This is a genomic window from Skermanella aerolata KACC 11604 (genome assembly GCF_000936425.1).
Classification (GTDB): domain Bacteria; phylum Pseudomonadota; class Alphaproteobacteria; order Azospirillales; family Azospirillaceae; genus Skermanella; species Skermanella aerolata.
This window is the reverse complement of record NZ_AVFK01000071.1, coordinates 1-16,572: the sequence shown is the minus strand read 5'-3', so window position 1 is coordinate 16,572 and position 16,572 is coordinate 1. Positions and strand designations below refer to the sequence as shown.

Genomic DNA, 16,572 nt, shown 5'->3' with positions numbered 1-16,572 from the left:
GCGCTTGGTGATCGAGGAGGTCAGTGCCTGACATCTACGAACAGCTTCTGAAGCCACCGCTACTGATGGGTCTCATTCAGTGGCTGACGCAGGAAACGAAAGCTTCAGGCAAGGAACGCCGGCCGTCGCGGTCCGTTGATGGCGCTACAAACTTTACTCGGCGGGAGAGAACATGGCTGGCAAGCTCGACTGCCTGATCGTCGGCGGCGGACCCGGTGGGTTGACGGCGGCGATTTACCTGGCCCGTTTCAGGCGCTCGGCACTCGTGGTCGATGAAGCGAAGAGCCGATGCGCCTGGATACCAACGTCCCATAACCACGCAGGCTTCATGAACGGGATCAACGGGCTGGACCTGCTCGATCGTATGCGCTGCCAAGCTGTACAGTACGGCGCCCGCCTCGAGACCGGTTCGATCAAGTCGTTGCGGCGCCTGGACGAGGCTGGCTTCGTCGCCGTCACCGAAGCGGGCGAAGAGTTGGCCGCAGAGACCGTCATCCTGGCGACGGGTGTGATCGACGATCAGCCGCGCCTGCCCGACCTGTTCGACGCGGTCCAGCGTGGTCTGATCCGCGTCTGCCCGATCTGCGACGCTTATGAAGTGATAGACAAGAAGGTCGCGGTAATCGGCCATGGCCGCGACGCCATGGGCGAGGTCCTGTTCATCCGCGGCTACACCGCCGACCTGACCATGCTGACGCTCGGCACACCGATGAACCTGACCGCCGAGGACCGCAACAAGCTCTCCGAACTCGGCATCCGCACGGTTGAGGAGCAGGTCGAGCGGGTGACCGAGGAAGACGGCAGGATCACCAAAGTCATTCTGAAGAGCGGCGAGGAACTGGAGTTCGACACGCTCTACTCGGCACTGGGCACGCTGGCCCGTTCAACGCTTGCCGTTCAGGTCGGAGCCGACATGAACGACCAGGGGCGCGTGATCGTGGATAGCCACTGCCAGACATCGGTCTCCGGCTTCTACGCCGCCGGAGATATAGTCGAGGGCCTCAACCAGATCTCCGTCGCCATGGGCCAGGCCGCAGTCGCCGCGACTGCCGTCCACAACCTGCTCCGCCGCCGCGACGGCATGATCCCACCCAACGGCGCCATTCCCCCCGCCGATCCGGAACCGAAACAGTCGGCGGATACGACGCTGGGCGCTCGCGACGAGCTCGCAGACCAGGTCAGGAGGTAGAGCCACCATGCCGAACAAGGTGGACCTGGCCACTGGCCAGCTTCAGGTCCTTCGTTGACCCCACACGCAGGCATCCACCTCAGCCTCGATAGCCTGTTCGAGCAACCGGTACGCGCCAGACCGCAAAAACGCGATCACCGGATCGTCGACCTCGTCGGGCCAGTGAAGCTGAACAAGGCTGCTATCCTCGTTCATGGCGTTATCGCTCCTCTGGAGGTTCAGGCAGGCTTCAACCATCTACCTCGGTACGCCACCTTGCTCACCTCGTCATCACCCAGTTTCCGCCATAGCTCCCCGCCCAGCGGCAGGGCTCGCAGACCCTGAAATGGGCGGCGCAAGGATACGGCGTGCCTGAACCGACTATATGTTCAGTCCCGGCATGCGGCTGTCAGCCTGTATGACTATGACCTATCGTCCAACGTCGTCGCCCAACTGTTCGGCACGACGGCACAATCTGTGCTGCGCTGGTGTGCGGCTATGTCGATCCCTGCTGCGCCAAGGCCAGCCTGTTCCAGGCATCAACATATCATGCCGGACTAAATCAGCATCGACGCTGTTGATCCTGTCATCGATAAGGTGTTGGAGGTGAGAGCATGGCTATCGACTACACTTGGACAAACGTCTTTTTTGGGGATGATTACAACAACACGCTCGTTGGGTCGGTTGGACAGGATGAGCTGTACGGCTACGGCGGCGACGACATCATAGTGGGTGATTTCGGTGAAGACCACATCGACGGCAACAATGGAAACGATCTGCTGGCCGGAGCAAGCCTCGAAGGGTTTCTTGATCCAGAACCGGACATCTTCGTGTTCGACCCCGATGACGGCAACGACACGATCACCGATTTCACTCCAGCGTCCTACGATTACCTCTACCCAGTGCCGGGCGACCAGATCGTGCTGCTGGGCGGCACGCCCAACGATGTCGGGAATATCCTCGCCAATGCGACGACGACCGTGACCGGGCAAACCATTCTGGTTTATGGCAACACGACGATCGGCCTCAATGGGATCGATGAGACCGAGGTATCCCCAGATTGGTTCCTGCTGGCCTGAGCTTGCCGCCGGGTGATCTGGTGGAGGATGGATGTCAACCTGCGGAACCATCCCGGCCAGCGTCTTCTCGCCCTTTCCGGCAGCCAAAGCCACTTGGCCTCAAAAGCCGGGGTTAGGATCCCTCTACGGTTTAGATTTTCAGCGCCAGCTATTGTGACACCTGCTTGCCGGCGCTCACTGCGGCTTGTGATCAGCCGCCTTGGCGCCGCGGGCACCTACCGGACGGTCGGCTCCGACCGTCGTGTCCCGTGATGTCTGCCTTTCCATTTCGGCATTCAGAGCTGCGCCGATGAGGACCGCGTAGGCAACCAGGTAAAGCCAGATCATCACGGTCAGCACAGACCCCGCCACGCCGTAGGCCGTCGCGTAGTTCGCCACGTGGCGGACGTAGAGCGAGAACCCCAGCGACGCCAGTATCCACAGGGCGGCGCCGGCCGTGGCACCCCAGGCGACCCATCGCCACTTCGGAGCCGCGCGACACGGGCCAATGCGATAGCACAGCGCCAGCGAAACGATCAGGATCGCACCCAGAAGAAGCCAGCGGGAGATCGCGATGGCGGCACTCCAGAAGGGTCCGGCCGCGTCAAGTCCCGGGATGACGACATCTATCGTGAGAAGACCGACAGAGCCGATTACCAGCACCAGTCCGCCGCAGCCCAGCAACAGCGCCTGTCCGTTCAGGACGAGGAAGCCGCGTGTCTCCCTTTCATGATAGGCGTGGTTGAGACCTGCCATCAGCGCCCGCATGCCGAAAAGTATGCTCCAGATCATCATCATGACACTGCCGGCCAGTCCCCATCCGAAACTCGCCCCGGCGTCTCTCGCCGTCCCGATCAGCTGATTGTACAGAGCTTCGACCGCTTCTTCAGGCAGGATGCCCCCAAGCTCCTGCATCTGGTCCTGAACGGTTGCGGTTCCGGCGAACAGTCCGTAGACCAGCACCAGCACGGCGAACATCGGGATCAGGGCGTAGAAGGCGAAGAACGCCACCCCGGCCGCCGCAACCCAGAGAGACTTCTCCGCGGAGGCCTGCCATACCCGCTTCAGGATTTCCCACCAGCCGGCATCGGATATCTCGTCCGGATGGGCGGCGCTCCTGTCGGAACGGCTGGAGGCGTGATCGTCAGGCATGATTTGCCACAGCGGCCGGAGAAAAAGGAACGGGGATGTTTGCCAGGATCTCCAGCAAACATCCCCGGTGACAGCGGAAAGACCGATTTGAATATTGGACGTTCACCGGCGTTTGGACGCCCTTTTCACCATTAGACCCTATGCCTTGCTGATGTCGTGGTGGTCGAAGCCGTGACAACCGGATCGACGGCACCCGCACGGCCACCGAACCAACCACCGACGGCTCCGAGGAGCAGGGCGATCGCCGCGGCCAGGGCTCCGGTCGCGATGGTGCTGGCGGCGGTGTCGGCCGCTTCGGTTGCCTGCTGCTTCGCCTGATCGACGGTCTGCTGGTACTGCTGCTGGTACTGCTGAACCTGGTTGCGGGCTTCCTCGACCGGAATACCCTGTGCTTTCGACAGCGCCTGGGCGGCGCGCTCGCGGGCCTCCTGGGCCTGCGCCTGATCCCCGGTCACCGACGCCCGTACAGCCGCAACGGCTGCATCACGCAGCGCCTGCGGGTCGTTTCCGCCAGTTGAGGAGCGGACCGACTGCTCGATCTGCGAGAACGGGTCGGAGACGTTGGCCAGGGACGGCGCCGCACTCTGGGCTGCCGTGCCGGCGGCACTGCCAACGCTGCCGATGGCGCCCGAGACGGTATTGTAGATGCCGCCCAGGATGCCGCCCACCGCGGAGGAGAGAAGCCAGAAGATCATCAGAGTGGTCAGCGCCCAGGTGACCAGGCCGTGCCAGCTTGCGGTAGCGTTCTTCGGCTTTCCCGACAGGCGGCCGGCGGTGTAGCCGCCCAGGACCGCCGCGATGATGCCGGACACGGTCCACCAGATCGCGGCACCGATCGAGAAGGATGATGCGGCGGGATTGTCGGCCGCCGCGACATCGACGGTGGAGGCCCCTACTCCGATGCCGATCATGTTCAGGATGAGATGGGCTACCAGTGAGACTACGACGCCGGCAATCACCGCACCCCAGGAGATCTTGTTGAGGAGAACCGTACGAACATCATCCGTCTGTAATCCCACGGATGTACCGGGCGTATCATAGACGCCTTCCTTTACTGGCATGTTTGGGGTTGCCATGTTTCCGTACTCCTGCTGAATGATGTGCGGAAAACCAGAGATTAGGAAGTTCGTTCCCTCACCTTCTGAGTTCGTAACTGATCAACCCACCCACATTGGTGCAAGGCGTTGAATCAGAAGATTTTTCCGGTCCGATCCGAAATGGCCGGATTTTCCATGCCCAAGTGAAACACGTCGTGTCGCACGACATAAAAATATAATTACAGAACTCAATGCTTAAGCTTTATTTGTCGCTCGATTCTGCATTATTGCTGCGCCGCAGTATGGCGTTTTAGAAAACCGTTGTGATTCACTGCCCGTTTTGAAAGTGCAGTCAGCCCCATCGGGCGGGGGTGAAAGGTCACGTCTGTAGCTGTTTGGAAGGGCAGAGATGCCCATTCTGGAGGCCACGATGTGGACACCCGAGGATCGAGCGCTGGTTGGGGACTTTGGCTCCGGTCAGGCGCTGAGCGATGATCAGTACCGCCTGATCGAGCCGTTCATCCCACCGCCGAAACCCGGCGGTCGGCCTCGGACCACCGATATGCGGCGGATGCTGAATGGCGTGTTCTATGTCGTGCGCACCGGGTGTCAGTGGCGCCACCTGCCACCGCCTCCCGCTTTTCCGCCGTGGCCGACAGTCTATGGCTATTTCCGAACTTTCCTGGAGGCTGGGGTGTGGGAGACCATCCGCCACTACCTGGTCACGACGCTGCGCGAGACCGAAGGACGGGAAGCCAGCCCAACAGCCTTTATCATCGACACTCAGAGCGTCAAAACCACGGAAAAGGGGGGCCTCGCGGCTACGATGCCGCCAAGAAGGTCAAAGGTCGCAAGCGCCATATCGGGGTCGATACCTCCGGCTTTCTGCTCGGCGTCATCGTCCACGCCGCTGATATTCAGGATGCTGACAGCGCCTGGGATTTGCTGAAGAAGATCAAGCATCTCTACTGCTGGCTCCAGGTCGTCTTCGCCGACAGCATCTACAACCGGTTGCCTGTCCTGCTCGCCTGTTTTCTGCTCGGTCTGACGCTGATCATCGTCCGCCGCATCGCCGGCACTACCGGTTTCGTCGTGATCCCCCGCAGAGGGATCGTTGAAAGAACCTTTGGATGGTTCGGGCGATGGCGGCGCCTGTCCAAAGACTATGAGGAACTGCCGGAGGTTTCCGAAGCCATGGTCACCCTCGCAGCCATCCGCATGATGCTACAGCGCCTCGCCCTCCCAAACCGAAAGCGCCTGCCACCTCCCTAACTTTCAAAGCGGGCAGTCAGTTATTTGTCGGCATGGGGGTGGGTTGAGCAGTTACCTGAGTTCCTGTGTGCAAAGTGCAGTATCGTTGAGGAAAGAATACGTCAGCTCGGAAACCACTCAGCTGATCATTCGTCTTGCCTCGACCAAACTCTGTTTTCTGCAACAGGAACTGTTCCTCGCCACCAAGCTATGTTTACCTACCGATCCATCTTCCCAGCAGAATGCAGAACTGTCACTTTTGATCTATGGAACTTTCCCGCGATCGTTCGTGTTGCGCTGTGACTTTTCCCCAGTGACGCGGCGAGGATGCAGATGGCGGACCAGCCCAGGAAAGCGGGCGTTTACGACGTGCCCGGCTCGACTTCAACCTCGAGTTCGCAAACAGAGACAGGCCCGGGTTCAGGAACCATCCCGACCTTGGATAGCTTTGAAGGTACCAGCACTCCTGGTAAGGCAAGCGCGAAGTCGAGCGCGGGCGTGTTTGCCGCCATACCGACATGGGGCTGGATCGTGGCCGTCGTCGTGGTGCTGATCATCCTCGCGATGATACTTTTCTGATCGGCTCCCGCACCATGTCCGACGTTCAAGAAACGATCATTCCCCTCTACGAGGAAGCTGTTTCCGTCACCAGGCGCAAGGTGGACCAGGGGCGGTTCCGGATCGATGTCCGGGTGGTGGAAAGGGACCAAGCCATCGAGCAGACGCTTGACCGGCAGGACGTCGAGGTCGAGCGCATCGCTGTCGGACGGGTGGTCAAGACCGCCCCTGAAATCCGACAGCACGGTGATGTCATGATCATCCCGATCGTCGAGGAGGAGGTTGTTCTCGTCACCAGGCTGGTGCTCAGGGAAGAGATCCATATTCGCAGGAAGACGACACAGCGCACCGAGCTGTTCACCGTGACACTTCGTTCCGAGCGTGCCGAAATCACACGCACCGGTGTTGACGACGTTGTGTCTGAAATCTCAGGAGACCAACATGACTAAACAGACTGTTCTGGCTCTGTATGACGACAAGGCCGCCGCTCACCAGGTTCTCGAGGAGCTCCGCGCCGCCGGCTATGGCAGCGAGTTCTCGGTTTCCGGTGATGGATCCAGCAGCGCCGCCACAAGCGGAGGCGCGACGGCATCCGGCGCTTCGAGCGGATCGAGCCTTTTCAGCTCCGTGAGCCGCGATCTTGGCGCTCCGGCATCCAGGACCTCGTCGCTGACCCGTCTTGGCGTTCCGGAGAGCGAGGCCCAGGTTTACAGCGAGGCTGTCCGGCGCGGCGGCGTTCTCCTGATCGGTCAGGTCGATGACAGCCATACCTCGGAGGTGCTGGAAATCATCGAGCGGCATCATCCGGTCGATGCGGACGAAAGAGCAGAGCTGTACCGGCAGGGTGGCTGGACCAGCTACGACGCCTCGGCTGCCGACTACGACGAAACCGCCGCTGCCGAGGAACGTTCGCGCTACAGCTCGGGCCTGTCGGCCGCGGCCTCAAGCTTGCGTGGCGTCGACGCCGGTGGGATCGGTACCCGGCGCGGCATCGACAGCGATCGTGAAGAAGTCATTCCCGTCGTCGAGGAAAGCCTCCGGGTCGGCAAGCGGGAGGTAGAGCGCGGCAGTGTCCGTGTCAGAACGCGGATCATCGAGACGCCGGTCGAGGAAACCGTTTCACTCCGCGATGAGACGATCAATGTCGAACGCCGCGCGGTCAGTCGCGACGTCGCCGATCTTCCCGCCGATGCTTTCCGCGAGCGGACCATCGAAGTGACGGAAACGGACGAGGAAGCGGTTGTCGCCAAGTCGGCGCGGGTGGTCGAGGAAGTGGTTGTCCGCAAGGACGTCACCGAAGAGGCCCACACCATTCGCGACACCGTCCGCCGTACCGAGGTCGAAGTCGAGGACAGCCGCACCGACGTGGCAGGCAAGCGGCCTCTGAGTGATCGCGATCTCGACCGCTCCGACATCTGATCGGATCGTTTCTTTGCGTTCAGCTCAAGTAGGAGCTGGACTGCCGGAAGGGAGACAAGTTCGGCGACCCACGTCAACTTGTCTCCCTTCAATCGTCGGCGCTGAATGCGGCTCGGATGCCTGCTATAGGTCTGCATGAACGAACTTTGGCTTATAACTGAACCTGTCCTCTGACTGACTGGTCCAACCGTGCTTCAGGGTACGGGGGAGGTCCGTGGAACGCCTCCCCCGCATGTGTTTTCCGGACCAGGGCGGATCTAGGCAGCCTGGAGGGCCTTGGCGTTGACCTCGCCCTCGGCGATCTGGTTCAGCTTCTCGTCGGTTGCCTTTTCTTCCTCAAGCGTTTGCTGGAGCAGCTGGGCGACTTCCGTCATGCCACAGGTTTCGGCCAGGGTGCGCAGCGAGCCGTAGCTGGCGATTTCATAGTGCTCGACCTTCTGGGCCGACATGACGAGCGCCACATCGAGAACTTCCGGCGGATGGCCACCGCCGATCAGCTCCTCCGCTTCCTCGATCAGCCCCTGGGTCGCTTCGCAGGTATTGCCGCCGGGTTGGGCATTCAGCTTCTGGAAAATCTGCTCCAGACGCTGGACCTGGCCGCGGGTTTCCTGGAGATGAGTCTGGAAGGCCTGCTTCAGCTGCTGGGACGATGCCGCCTCGGCCATTTTCGGCAGGGCCTCCAGGATCTGCGTTTCAGCGCTGTAGGTGTCCTGCAGTTCCTCGATCAGAAGGTCCTTGAGTGCTTGTTCGGACATGGTGGCTCCCTTTCCTGTGCTTTGTTCCTGACCTGTACCGCATGGTGCATTCAGGCCCTGATCCACAACAGCGCTGCCAAACAATGATTTCTATGACTTTCAGCACTGTCTGATGGCGGAACCTTGTCCGGCCACGTCGCTGAAGTCGGCTGAAACCTTGATTGACATCGACGTTCGAGTGGTTGCCGATATCTCCTCTGTTCGTGTGGCGGTCTGGACCGGCCTCGCCCGTCCCCGCCTCCCTCCCCTTGCACGGCGCCGGACAGCGGTCCTCCCGGCGTCGCCGTCGGCCGTTTTCGTACTTGTGGTGCATTGATGTTTCCCGCAGCCCTCGTGCTCAGCCTTACTGCCGACCGCGGATCGCTGCCAAGCGGTCGGAAAGGTTGGTCGGCGCCGGATTCTTGCCGGAGGCGAGACGCAATGCTTCGGCGATGTTCGGGTCGTCCTCTTCAGGTTTTGTCGGCTTCAGCAGGCGGGCCTTGGCTGACGCCGCCTCGGCCGATGCCAGATCGCGCGCTGCCGCATCCTGCATCGACTTGAGGGCAACGCTGAGGCCGCTGGTTGCGCCGGCCAGCCCCGCCGCCTGACGTGCGGCCTCAGCGCGCTGCTCAGCGGATTGCCGCTGCTGCTGGGCACGTGACATGTCGCGCTGGGCGCGTTCCAGTTCGGATCGGGCCAGCTTCAGCTTGGTGCCGGCGTCGGCATAGGTCTGCTCCAGCATCTGCAGGAAATCCTGGGCATCCTTGGCCTCAGCCTCCTCCCGCTCGATCTCCGGCGCCATCTCCTCGAGCATGGTGACCAGGGTGCCAAGGCTTTTCTCGAAAGCAGCCTTGCGGGTGGGGTCGGTTTCTGCGGCAGCCTGCTTCTCGATCTGCTCGGCGGCTGCGAGGCGCTGGCGTGACAGAGCGCTGATCGAGTCAGCTTCCTTCTTCTCGCGCTCATAGCTGGCGCGGGCCTGGGCAACCTGGAGGCCCAGATCGTCCAGGTGCTGCTCCATGGTGCGGAGTTCCGCCTCGGTTGCCGCCTGGGGATCCCAGCGAACCAGTGCCTCGACACTGGCCTGAACGGCACGATCGGTCTTGACGCCGACGAGGTTGCGAATGAATGGGATCATGACAGGTTCCTTGTTCCTTGGGATTGGTGTTGAATCTTGGATCCGGACATGGGGATCACCCAGCCAGCGCACCAGCATTCAGCAGGCCGATGCCGATTTGACCTGCGGCGACAGCCAGTCCTACGGCGACATTGCCACCCTCGATCAGCGGCTTGATCCCGCGGAACAGCAGGGTCGTGATACCGAAGGCGGCGAACTGGAGAACCAGCGCTATGATCCCCCAGATAATAATATCCAGCAGCACGATACTGGTGGCCAGCATGGCAGCGAGGGGAATGGCGAGAGCGACGATGGTGCCGCTCAGCACGATGCCGGCCGCGATATTGCCACCTCGCACCAGTTCCGTTTCATGAAACGGTGTAATCCGCGTGTAGCAGAAAACACCGAGAGCCAGCAGCAGCAGGGTCGCCACGAAGTGCAGCAGCAGGACAGGAAGTCCCTGACTGATGCCGCTGAGGACGAGGCCGAAATTACTTTCCATGGAAGGTCCTGGCTTTATGGTGGTTACTCATGGCGGGCTGAGCCGATCAGGTTAGAGAGAGTGCGGCCGGGTTGATGTCGATGCCGGCATGAACTTCCACCCACGCCTGATCGCCCTGCTCGATCGCCGAAACCATGATGTATTCCGTGGCAGGCGCCGGGTCGGCAGCGCCCGTTGGTGCCGCGTACAGCATGGTGTGGAAGGTGCGGGATGTCGTGTCTTTGACGTCGGTGATGCTCTCATAGAGCGTGCGCGGCTGGACACGGGACGATCCCGGCGTCCACAGGCGCGAATAGACCTTGCCGTCCCTGGTCTGGAACTCAGGCCAGCCGACCATCCCCTCCACCGGGTCGAGCCAGAAGGCCCACTCGTCCTCGCTGCCGGGATGTACTTCGTCGACCAGAGAAAAGAAGCGGCATTCATCCGGCTGCCCGGCCGTGTTCAGGTGGAGCTGGAAGAAGCCCCTCTCCTCCGGCAGGTAGAGCCGGTGAAGCGTCGCGGCGCCGTCACTGACGGTGGAGACCCTGGTGACGCTGACCAGCATGCCGCCGGCGGAAACGTCGGTCGGTTCCATGACCTTGGTGCTGCTCGCCGCCAGGATGAAGGGCGTCGGGTCCAGGGTCAGCGTCATGCCGACGCGGAACAGGGAAGGCGTATAGGTCTCGCCCGAGATCTTCTGACGGAGGATGTTGCCTGCCGTCTTAAGAGAAGCCATGGAACCGCCTCCTCCGCCGGAACGGGCGGGCCGGTCGCCCTTCTGCTTGCGCCACAGCCAGATCAGGAAAATGACGCCGCCGCCGACGAGGATGATGGCGACGATGCTGAAACCGCCTCCAGCGTCCGCATCGGCCTCCGCCCCATCGGCGACCGCGACTTCGCGCGGGGTGTCGGGCGGCAGGTAATTGGGATCGCGCGGCTGGTCCTTCTCGCCGGCCAGTCTGGCGTCAAGGGCTGAGAGCTTGGCCCGCAGATCGGCGTTGTCTGCCGCAAGGCGGTCCGCCTCGGCGCGCCACTGCTGATAGCCAGGGTCGTTCTGCTGATGATGGAAGAAATCCACATAGCCCGGCCGGGTCAGGTTGTCCAGCATGAACCACAGGAACAAACCATCCCAGATCCCGAAGCTGGATGCTGAGCGGGAGGCGTAGGACGGTATGTTCCACCCCCTGCTGCCACCCCAGCCGCCGAAGCTGCCACCGGCGTAACCCCGATCGGCATAGCCCCGGTTGGCGGCTCCGCTGCCATAGCCCCAACCGTAGCCACCGGTACGCCGCGATCCGCCGTAATCGTAGCCGGGCGTATAGCCGGGGGATGACGGCGCCGAGGGAGCTGGAGTCGCTGTGGGTGGCTGACGCTGCTGCTCCTGCTGGGCGCGGTAGCGGCCGAACGCATCGCCACCGGATCGGCGTGACATGGACCTGTCACCCGAGGACCGCGAGCCATAGTTGAAGGAACTGCCGCCGGGCGAAGATGGGCGAGCATAACCTCCGCTGGCCGAAGGCGTCCTGCTCCGTGAAACCCCGGAGCCGAACGATGGCGTACGAGACATGCCGCCGCTTGGCCGTGAATAGCCGCCGGATGAGCGTGAGCGCGATTGTGCTTCCGCCTGCTGGAGACGCGTCGTGATTTCAAGGTGACCGGCGCCCAAATTCACACGCTCCAGTGTCGGAGCGCCAGTCAGCATCAGGGCGGCACCTAATGTGGCCACCCTGAGCCATCGCCATATCATATGCAGAAGTCGATCCTCCCGAACGGGTCGAGCCGCATGGCCGCGGTACTTAATCGTCAACCATCCAGAGCGGGTTTCCACCCCAACGGACTGCGTCATGACAGCAATCCTACCAAATAGGGGATGATGGATTGCGCGGGATTGAGTGATGTTTATTTAATGGATATGAGCGAAGGAACCGACTTCGACGCCGCGATGGAGCGGCGCTTCCAGGACTATCTCAAGGATCTCAAGGATCTGGGCGCAGTTGTGGGCAGCCTCGAAATCCGTCACCGGCGCAGCTGTCGTCAGGACATTGACGATGCTATAGGGCTCCTCGATCACACGCCTTAGACAGGTACGGCTTCTCCGCGATCAGCGGGTAGAACCAGTCGGTAAAGGCGAACTTCTCCAGACTGGACCACATTAGCGCGACCGCGACAAGGCCGCGCAGGAGGGCGAAGCGGTGTCGGCGCCAACGAGGGCCCCGAACCGCGCGCTGTGTGCGGCCAGCCTGTTCGGCATCATGCACTGCGATGCTGGCGGCCGGGTGACCCCGCATCGCCTCTCCCGATCAATCAGCCGGCGGTGCCTGCATTCGGGGACAGCCCCGGTGTGCCTGCTATTTCCTGTCCCGCGCCTGGGAGACACCCACACTGGCCGTTCCCATGATCATCGGGCTCAGGGAAGCATTTCGATATCTGTTCAACTTCCCGGCGGGTAGTGGAGCCTGGCTACGGTCGGCAGTGATTCCGAGCGACTGCGGCGGTGAAATCCGCACCGACAGTCATAGTCCGTTAGTCGTTTCAATCCTATGCTGTCGGTCGTAGACTGGATGATCCCGAAGGGAGGCGCCGCCATGATCAAGGACGAAATAGCCGCCGCGGTTTCGGCACTGGACGCGGTGGCTGAGCGCCTGCGCGGCACGGAACACGCAGCCCAGTTTGCCATTCTGCGAGCGCAGCTGCTGAACCTGGCGCGCAAGGCAGCCTGGACGCCGGACGAGCGCCAGAATGCCGCGAGGAAGGCACACCACCACCTCGAACCGAACCCCCGGCACGAGTTCCCTGCCGCTCCGGGGAGCACACCTCCGGCATAGTTCCCACTTCAGAACCGCCTCCACCTCAGTGGCAGCAGGGCCGCTGGTACGATGCTGCGGGCATCGCGCCTGTGGCCGCCTGTTGTAGCCGCGACGGCCTTCCCCTGAAGGCCGCTCACGCCGCACATCGGGTGCCACGCCGCTTTACTTTGGCGGGATGCCGAGAGAACATACTCAGTAATGAATACTTCCTGATCAGCATGCCCAACAGGTAAAACACTGATGCAGATCATGGTAAGTGACATTATTGTTAAATTTAACCTTTGACCACGATGGTTATAACAATCGGGTAGTTTTTAAAACAGCCTCTCATCACCAGGGAGAATAGTAGATATTCATAGTGTGTGTTGTGGGGTTGTTTGAAAAAAAATGAATGTTTCTTGAAACTCTATCAGTCTCTGGAACTTTGTGCGGCGCACCCTGTTTGCTGCACATGCGAGATCGACTCCCTGAGGTCGGCCGCCATCCACCACGAACCACCGCAAGGACACTGGACATGACCACTGCCATTATCGGGCTGTTTGAGAACGGCGACATCGCCGCCAAGGTACTCGGCGAGCTGACCGGAGCCGGCGTCAGGAAGACCGCGATCGAGATCCTCCAGGATGTCGCGGCGTCCAAAATCTCCGGCCGTCTGGTCGAGGCCGGCTACGACAGGGACAAGGCCGGGCGCTACGGCAAAGCGATGCAGCAGGGCGGCGCCCTGGTCGTGGCCGAGGTCGCCGATGACAGGGCCGACGATGCCCTCAGCATCATGCGCCGCTTCGAGGTCCTGACCCCGGAAGCACTGCTGGAGAAGATTGGTAACGGCGCACCCGAACAGACCGAGACAGCGCAGGTGATCGAGGAGGAGCTAGAAGTCGGCGTCGCCCGCACCACCGGCGGCAAGCGCCTGAGGACCGAGGTCACCGAGCAGGAGGTTCAGGAGACCGTCACCCTGCACGAGGAAAAGGTCGAGGTCGAGCGCAGCCGGGCCGATAGGGTCCTGAAGCCCGAGGAGGCTGACAAGGCGTTCCGGGAGACCACGGTCGAGATGACCGAGGTATCCGAGAAGCCGGTCGTTTCCAAGCAGGCCCACGTTATCGAGGAAGTCTCGCTGAGCAAGCAGGCCGGTGAGCGCGAGGTCACCGTCAGCGACACCGTGCGCCGCCAGGACGTCACTGTCGAGGAGATCGACGGCAGGTCCGGCACCGGCAAAAAGTCGTGAGGTCTGGCATCCGTAGAAAGTAATTGCCCGTCCGGGAGCATGGCGCACCTGACCGGAGATGCCGGGGTTCCAGCACGACAGTTCCGGATCGCGGACAGCGCCCGGATGGGCTGCCCTTCAGCATGAGGAAATTGTTTATGGCCACCACCACGACCAGGGGTCACACCATAGAACGATGCTGTTGGCGAATTCGCCGGGGATCAGGGAATTGCCGGCTGAAGGGCAGCGAAGGTGGAAGTTCTGGTCTTGGCGACCGGCTTGCCGGTAAGCCAAGCATCGATCCTGGCGAGGTTGAGGGCGACGGCGGTGAAGATGTGCTGGAGCGCGGTCTTGGGCAATCCAATGTAGCGGCATCGCCGAAGCCCGAACCGGCCGACTGCTTGGGACAGGGTCCCCTCAATCCCAGCGCGGCGAGCATATTGCTGTCGCCACTCCACGGTTTCCTGCCGGCGCCGGGCCTCTTGAATGGCCTCGTGTTCGGCTTGCGGGCGGAAGGAAAGCGTGCGGGCATTGCCGTCTCGGGCATGGGTGCATTGCGGACGTGCGGAGCAGGCGGCGCAGGCCGGCCGGGGAAAGCTGACACGAATGCTTTCGCTGCCCCACTTGTCGAGGGTCAACGTCCAATGCGTGGCGATCTGCCCCTGCGGACAGGTAACCGTGTGCGCTTCCCAATTGATTCGGAATGCCGGGAGGTCGTATCCCTCAGCTGCCTGGGCCTGCCAGCTGGTGTCAGGGAGCAGCGGACCGACAAGCTCGATCCCATGGTCGGCCCGGCTCGCCGTCAGCAGGCCCGCATCGACGTAAGCGGCATCCACAAAATGCGTGGTGGGCAGCAGGTTCCGGCTGGCCAGAGATTGATGGACGAGGGCTGTCACCTCCATGTCCGTCATTGGCGCCGGCGTCGTCAGGACGTTGACGATGACGTGGGGTTCGTCAGGGTCGCAGGTCTCGGAAAGATGCGCCTTGTAGCCGATCCAGGTTATGTCGCGCTTCTTGCTGAAGCGCGCGTCGGTGTCGTAGGGCGTGTAGCCGTTCAGGCTGGCGGGTGGCGTATCGGCCGGTTGGCGCAGGCGGACCTGGCCCTCCTTGATGAGGAACTGCCGGACCCACGTGAGGCGGAGTGTCTGCACGGCTGGCAGGTGGCGCAGTCCAATCGGTGCGGCCGGATCGTAGACGGCCGCGAGAAGGGCATGGCCGTCGGCACCCATGGTTTCTGCCAGGGCTTGCCGCTCCGTCTCGCCCTTGGGCAGGCGCGACATTTCCACCCGCACGGCATACCGCTCGAACCACTCCGGAGAAACCTGTCGTGCCAGCCAGTCGGGGGCCACCGCCGCCACGGCGTTGAGGGCGGCACGCAGGGTCTCGCCGATGTTCTCCAGGCGGTTGATCTGGCGGATCGCCGCAAGGACGTGGGTGGCGTCGGTCCGTTGCTGGCCGCGCGCCTTGAGCAGGCCCTGGTCACGAAAGCGCGCCAGCAGCGCATCGAGCAGGACCGGGCCGAGATCCCCATCGACCAGCCGCCTCCGGAACTCGCACAGCACCGAGAAGTCGAAGCCTGGGTCGGACAACTCCAGGCCGAGGCTGTATTTCCAATCGATCCGACTGCGCACCGCCTCGGCAGCCTGGCGGTCGGATAAGCCTTCGACGTACTGGAAAACGCTGATAAGGGCCAGCCGCCAGGGCGCCGTTGCCGGCTGTCCGCACTTCGGAAAAAGCGCGGCAAACATCTCGTCGCGGTAGATCACCCCTAACTCATCCCGGAAGCGCAGGAAGAGGGTTCCTTTGGGAAAGGCGGCACGGGCGACACGGGCGGTCTCTTCCGGGACCGGCGGAACCTCCATCGGCTTCAGCGACATGGTCAGTCTCCCAGGGTTCAGCCTTTGCCAACCTCAACAGCGCTGATCTTCGCTCAACCCGCCGCCTCAGCGAATTCGCCAACAGCATCGTTCTATGGCGTGACCCCGACCAGGTCCGAGACCCGCAGGGCGGTTCAGGATGCCGGCGACGCTCCGGAGAAGGCTGGCGAAGCCGGCGCCGCTGCCGGCCGGAAGACCGTCCGCGACGCCGCCGAAGCCATCGGCGAGGCGGCTCGCCACTCCTCCACCCCTGCAGCCAACGGCAGCGACATTAGCCGCCGGACCGCGGATGCCGCCGAACACAACCTACAGGCGGCTGCCGGAGATCTGCGCGGGACAGTGGAACGCTCGACCGAAGCAGCCGGCGAGGTTGCCGGTGCGGTTCGGGAGATGACCGGGCGAGCGGTTGACCAGCTTGGCCAGGTGTCGGCGACGCAGGATCGGGCGGTCGGGGAGGTGGCCGGCCGCACCCAGCGGAACCTGGACGTCATGATGCGGACCGGCACGACGCTGGCCGGCGGTTTCCAGGCGATCATGCGGGAATGGGCCGACACCACGCGGAGCGTCATGCAGTGCAACACCGATGGCCTGAACAGCATCCTACGCGCCCGCACCCCGCAGGACCTTCTCGCGGCGCAGAGCGAGCTGCTGAGCGCCGAGCTTAGAAGCTGTTCGTAGATGTCAGGCACTGACCTCCTCGATCACCAAGCGC

General features: G+C 62.4%; 18 protein-coding genes. 10 read left to right on the top strand and 8 right to left on the bottom strand.

Going from position 1 to position 16,572, the window contains the following annotated elements:
* The first annotated feature begins 172 nt into the window (after positions 1–172).
* On the top strand, positions 173–1,189 hold the full coding sequence (locus tag N826_RS36040) for an NAD(P)/FAD-dependent oxidoreductase (protein ID WP_063772369.1): 1,017 nt from the start codon (positions 173–175) through the stop codon (positions 1,187–1,189).
* A gap of 42 nt (positions 1,190–1,231) precedes the next feature.
* Here the strand turns inward: N826_RS36040 and N826_RS36035 are convergent, their stop codons facing one another.
* Positions 1,232–1,384, bottom strand: coding sequence for a hypothetical protein (locus N826_RS36035; RefSeq protein WP_157599413.1), 153 nt, complete (start codon positions 1,382–1,384; stop codon positions 1,232–1,234).
* 398 nt (positions 1,385–1,782) lie between these two features.
* Here N826_RS36035 and N826_RS36030 point away from each other — a divergent pair, with 398 nt between their 5' ends.
* Positions 1,783–2,247, top strand: coding sequence for a calcium-binding protein (locus tag N826_RS36030; protein ID WP_044437129.1), 465 nt, complete (start codon positions 1,783–1,785; stop codon positions 2,245–2,247).
* Between the two features lie 174 nt (positions 2,248–2,421).
* On the opposite strand, the gene N826_RS36025 is transcribed toward N826_RS36030, so the two are convergent.
* Both N826_RS36025 and N826_RS36020 read right to left on the bottom strand, forming a co-directional pair.
* Positions 2,422–3,378, bottom strand: a complete 957-nt coding sequence (locus N826_RS36025; RefSeq protein ID WP_044437127.1) for a YihY/virulence factor BrkB family protein — start codon at positions 3,376–3,378, stop codon at positions 2,422–2,424.
* A gap of 131 nt (positions 3,379–3,509) precedes the next feature.
* Positions 3,510–4,454: a PhnA-like protein gene (locus tag N826_RS36020; protein WP_044437126.1), complete on the bottom strand. Its 945-nt coding sequence runs from the start codon at positions 4,452–4,454 to the stop codon at positions 3,510–3,512.
* 391 nt (positions 4,455–4,845) lie between these two features.
* Between N826_RS36020 and N826_RS41360 the strand changes: the two genes are divergently transcribed.
* The 4 genes from N826_RS41360 (at position 4,846) to N826_RS35995 (ending at position 7,643) form a co-directional block, all read left to right on the top strand.
* Positions 4,846–5,687, top strand: a protein-coding gene (locus N826_RS41360; protein ID WP_244619778.1) for an IS5 family transposase whose coding sequence is annotated in 2 segments (ribosomal slippage) — positions 4,846–5,224 and positions 5,224–5,687 — 843 coding nt in all. Because the reading frame shifts where the segments join, the coding sequence is not laid out codon by codon here.
* Between the two features lie 312 nt (positions 5,688–5,999).
* A complete protein-coding gene (locus N826_RS44560; protein WP_044437124.1) occupies positions 6,000–6,245 on the top strand; it encodes a hypothetical protein in 246 nt (81 codons plus the stop codon).
* A 14-nt stretch (positions 6,246–6,259) separates the two neighbouring features.
* A complete protein-coding gene (locus N826_RS36000) occupies positions 6,260–6,673 on the top strand; it encodes a YsnF/AvaK domain-containing protein (RefSeq protein WP_044437122.1) in 414 nt (137 codons plus the stop codon).
* Positions 6,666–7,643: a YsnF/AvaK domain-containing protein gene (locus N826_RS35995; protein WP_044437120.1), complete on the top strand. Its 978-nt coding sequence runs from the start codon at positions 6,666–6,668 to the stop codon at positions 7,641–7,643. The genes N826_RS36000 and N826_RS35995 overlap by 8 nt, the downstream gene beginning before the upstream one ends.
* A gap of 257 nt (positions 7,644–7,900) precedes the next feature.
* Here the strand turns inward: N826_RS35995 and N826_RS35990 are convergent, their stop codons facing one another.
* From N826_RS35990 to N826_RS35975, 4 genes are all read right to left on the bottom strand, one after another.
* Positions 7,901–8,398: a YciE/YciF ferroxidase family protein gene (locus tag N826_RS35990; protein ID WP_044437118.1), complete on the bottom strand. Its 498-nt coding sequence runs from the start codon at positions 8,396–8,398 to the stop codon at positions 7,901–7,903.
* A gap of 343 nt (positions 8,399–8,741) precedes the next feature.
* Entirely contained in the window at positions 8,742–9,512 is a 771-nt protein-coding gene (locus N826_RS35985; protein ID WP_044437116.1) for a hypothetical protein, read from the bottom strand.
* 55 nt (positions 9,513–9,567) lie between these two features.
* Complete coding sequence (locus tag N826_RS35980; RefSeq protein ID WP_044437114.1) at positions 9,568–9,993, bottom strand: DUF350 domain-containing protein; 426 nt, start codon at positions 9,991–9,993, stop codon at positions 9,568–9,570.
* Between the two features lie 46 nt (positions 9,994–10,039).
* A complete protein-coding gene (locus N826_RS35975; protein WP_052832695.1) occupies positions 10,040–11,404 on the bottom strand; it encodes a DUF2491 family protein in 1,365 nt (454 codons plus the stop codon).
* A 474-nt stretch (positions 11,405–11,878) separates the two neighbouring features.
* Between N826_RS35975 and N826_RS43870 the strand changes: the two genes are divergently transcribed.
* The 3 genes from N826_RS43870 to N826_RS35960 all read left to right on the top strand — a co-directional run bounded on the left by N826_RS43870 (position 11,879) and on the right by N826_RS35960 (position 14,004).
* The gene (locus N826_RS43870; RefSeq protein WP_157599412.1) at positions 11,879–12,052 is read left to right on the top strand and encodes a hypothetical protein; all 174 of its coding nucleotides are present in this window, start codon (positions 11,879–11,881) and stop codon (positions 12,050–12,052) included.
* Between the two features lie 481 nt (positions 12,053–12,533).
* Positions 12,534–12,797 carry a hypothetical protein gene (locus N826_RS35965; RefSeq protein WP_147041295.1) on the top strand — a complete coding sequence of 88 codons (264 nt, stop codon included), beginning with the start codon at positions 12,534–12,536 and terminating at the stop codon, positions 12,795–12,797.
* A 496-nt stretch (positions 12,798–13,293) separates the two neighbouring features.
* Complete coding sequence (locus tag N826_RS35960; RefSeq protein WP_044437109.1) at positions 13,294–14,004, top strand: YsnF/AvaK domain-containing protein; 711 nt, start codon at positions 13,294–13,296, stop codon at positions 14,002–14,004.
* A gap of 200 nt (positions 14,005–14,204) precedes the next feature.
* Here N826_RS35960 and N826_RS35955 read toward each other — a convergent pair whose 3' ends face one another.
* A complete protein-coding gene (locus N826_RS35955; protein ID WP_044437107.1) occupies positions 14,205–15,860 on the bottom strand; it encodes an IS1182 family transposase in 1,656 nt (551 codons plus the stop codon).
* Between the two features lie 99 nt (positions 15,861–15,959).
* On the opposite strand from N826_RS35955, the gene N826_RS40980 reads away from it, so the two are divergent.
* Positions 15,960–16,538: a phasin family protein gene (locus N826_RS40980; RefSeq protein ID WP_052832693.1), complete on the top strand. Its 579-nt coding sequence runs from the start codon at positions 15,960–15,962 to the stop codon at positions 16,536–16,538.
* The last annotated feature ends 34 nt before the right edge of the window (positions 16,539–16,572 follow it).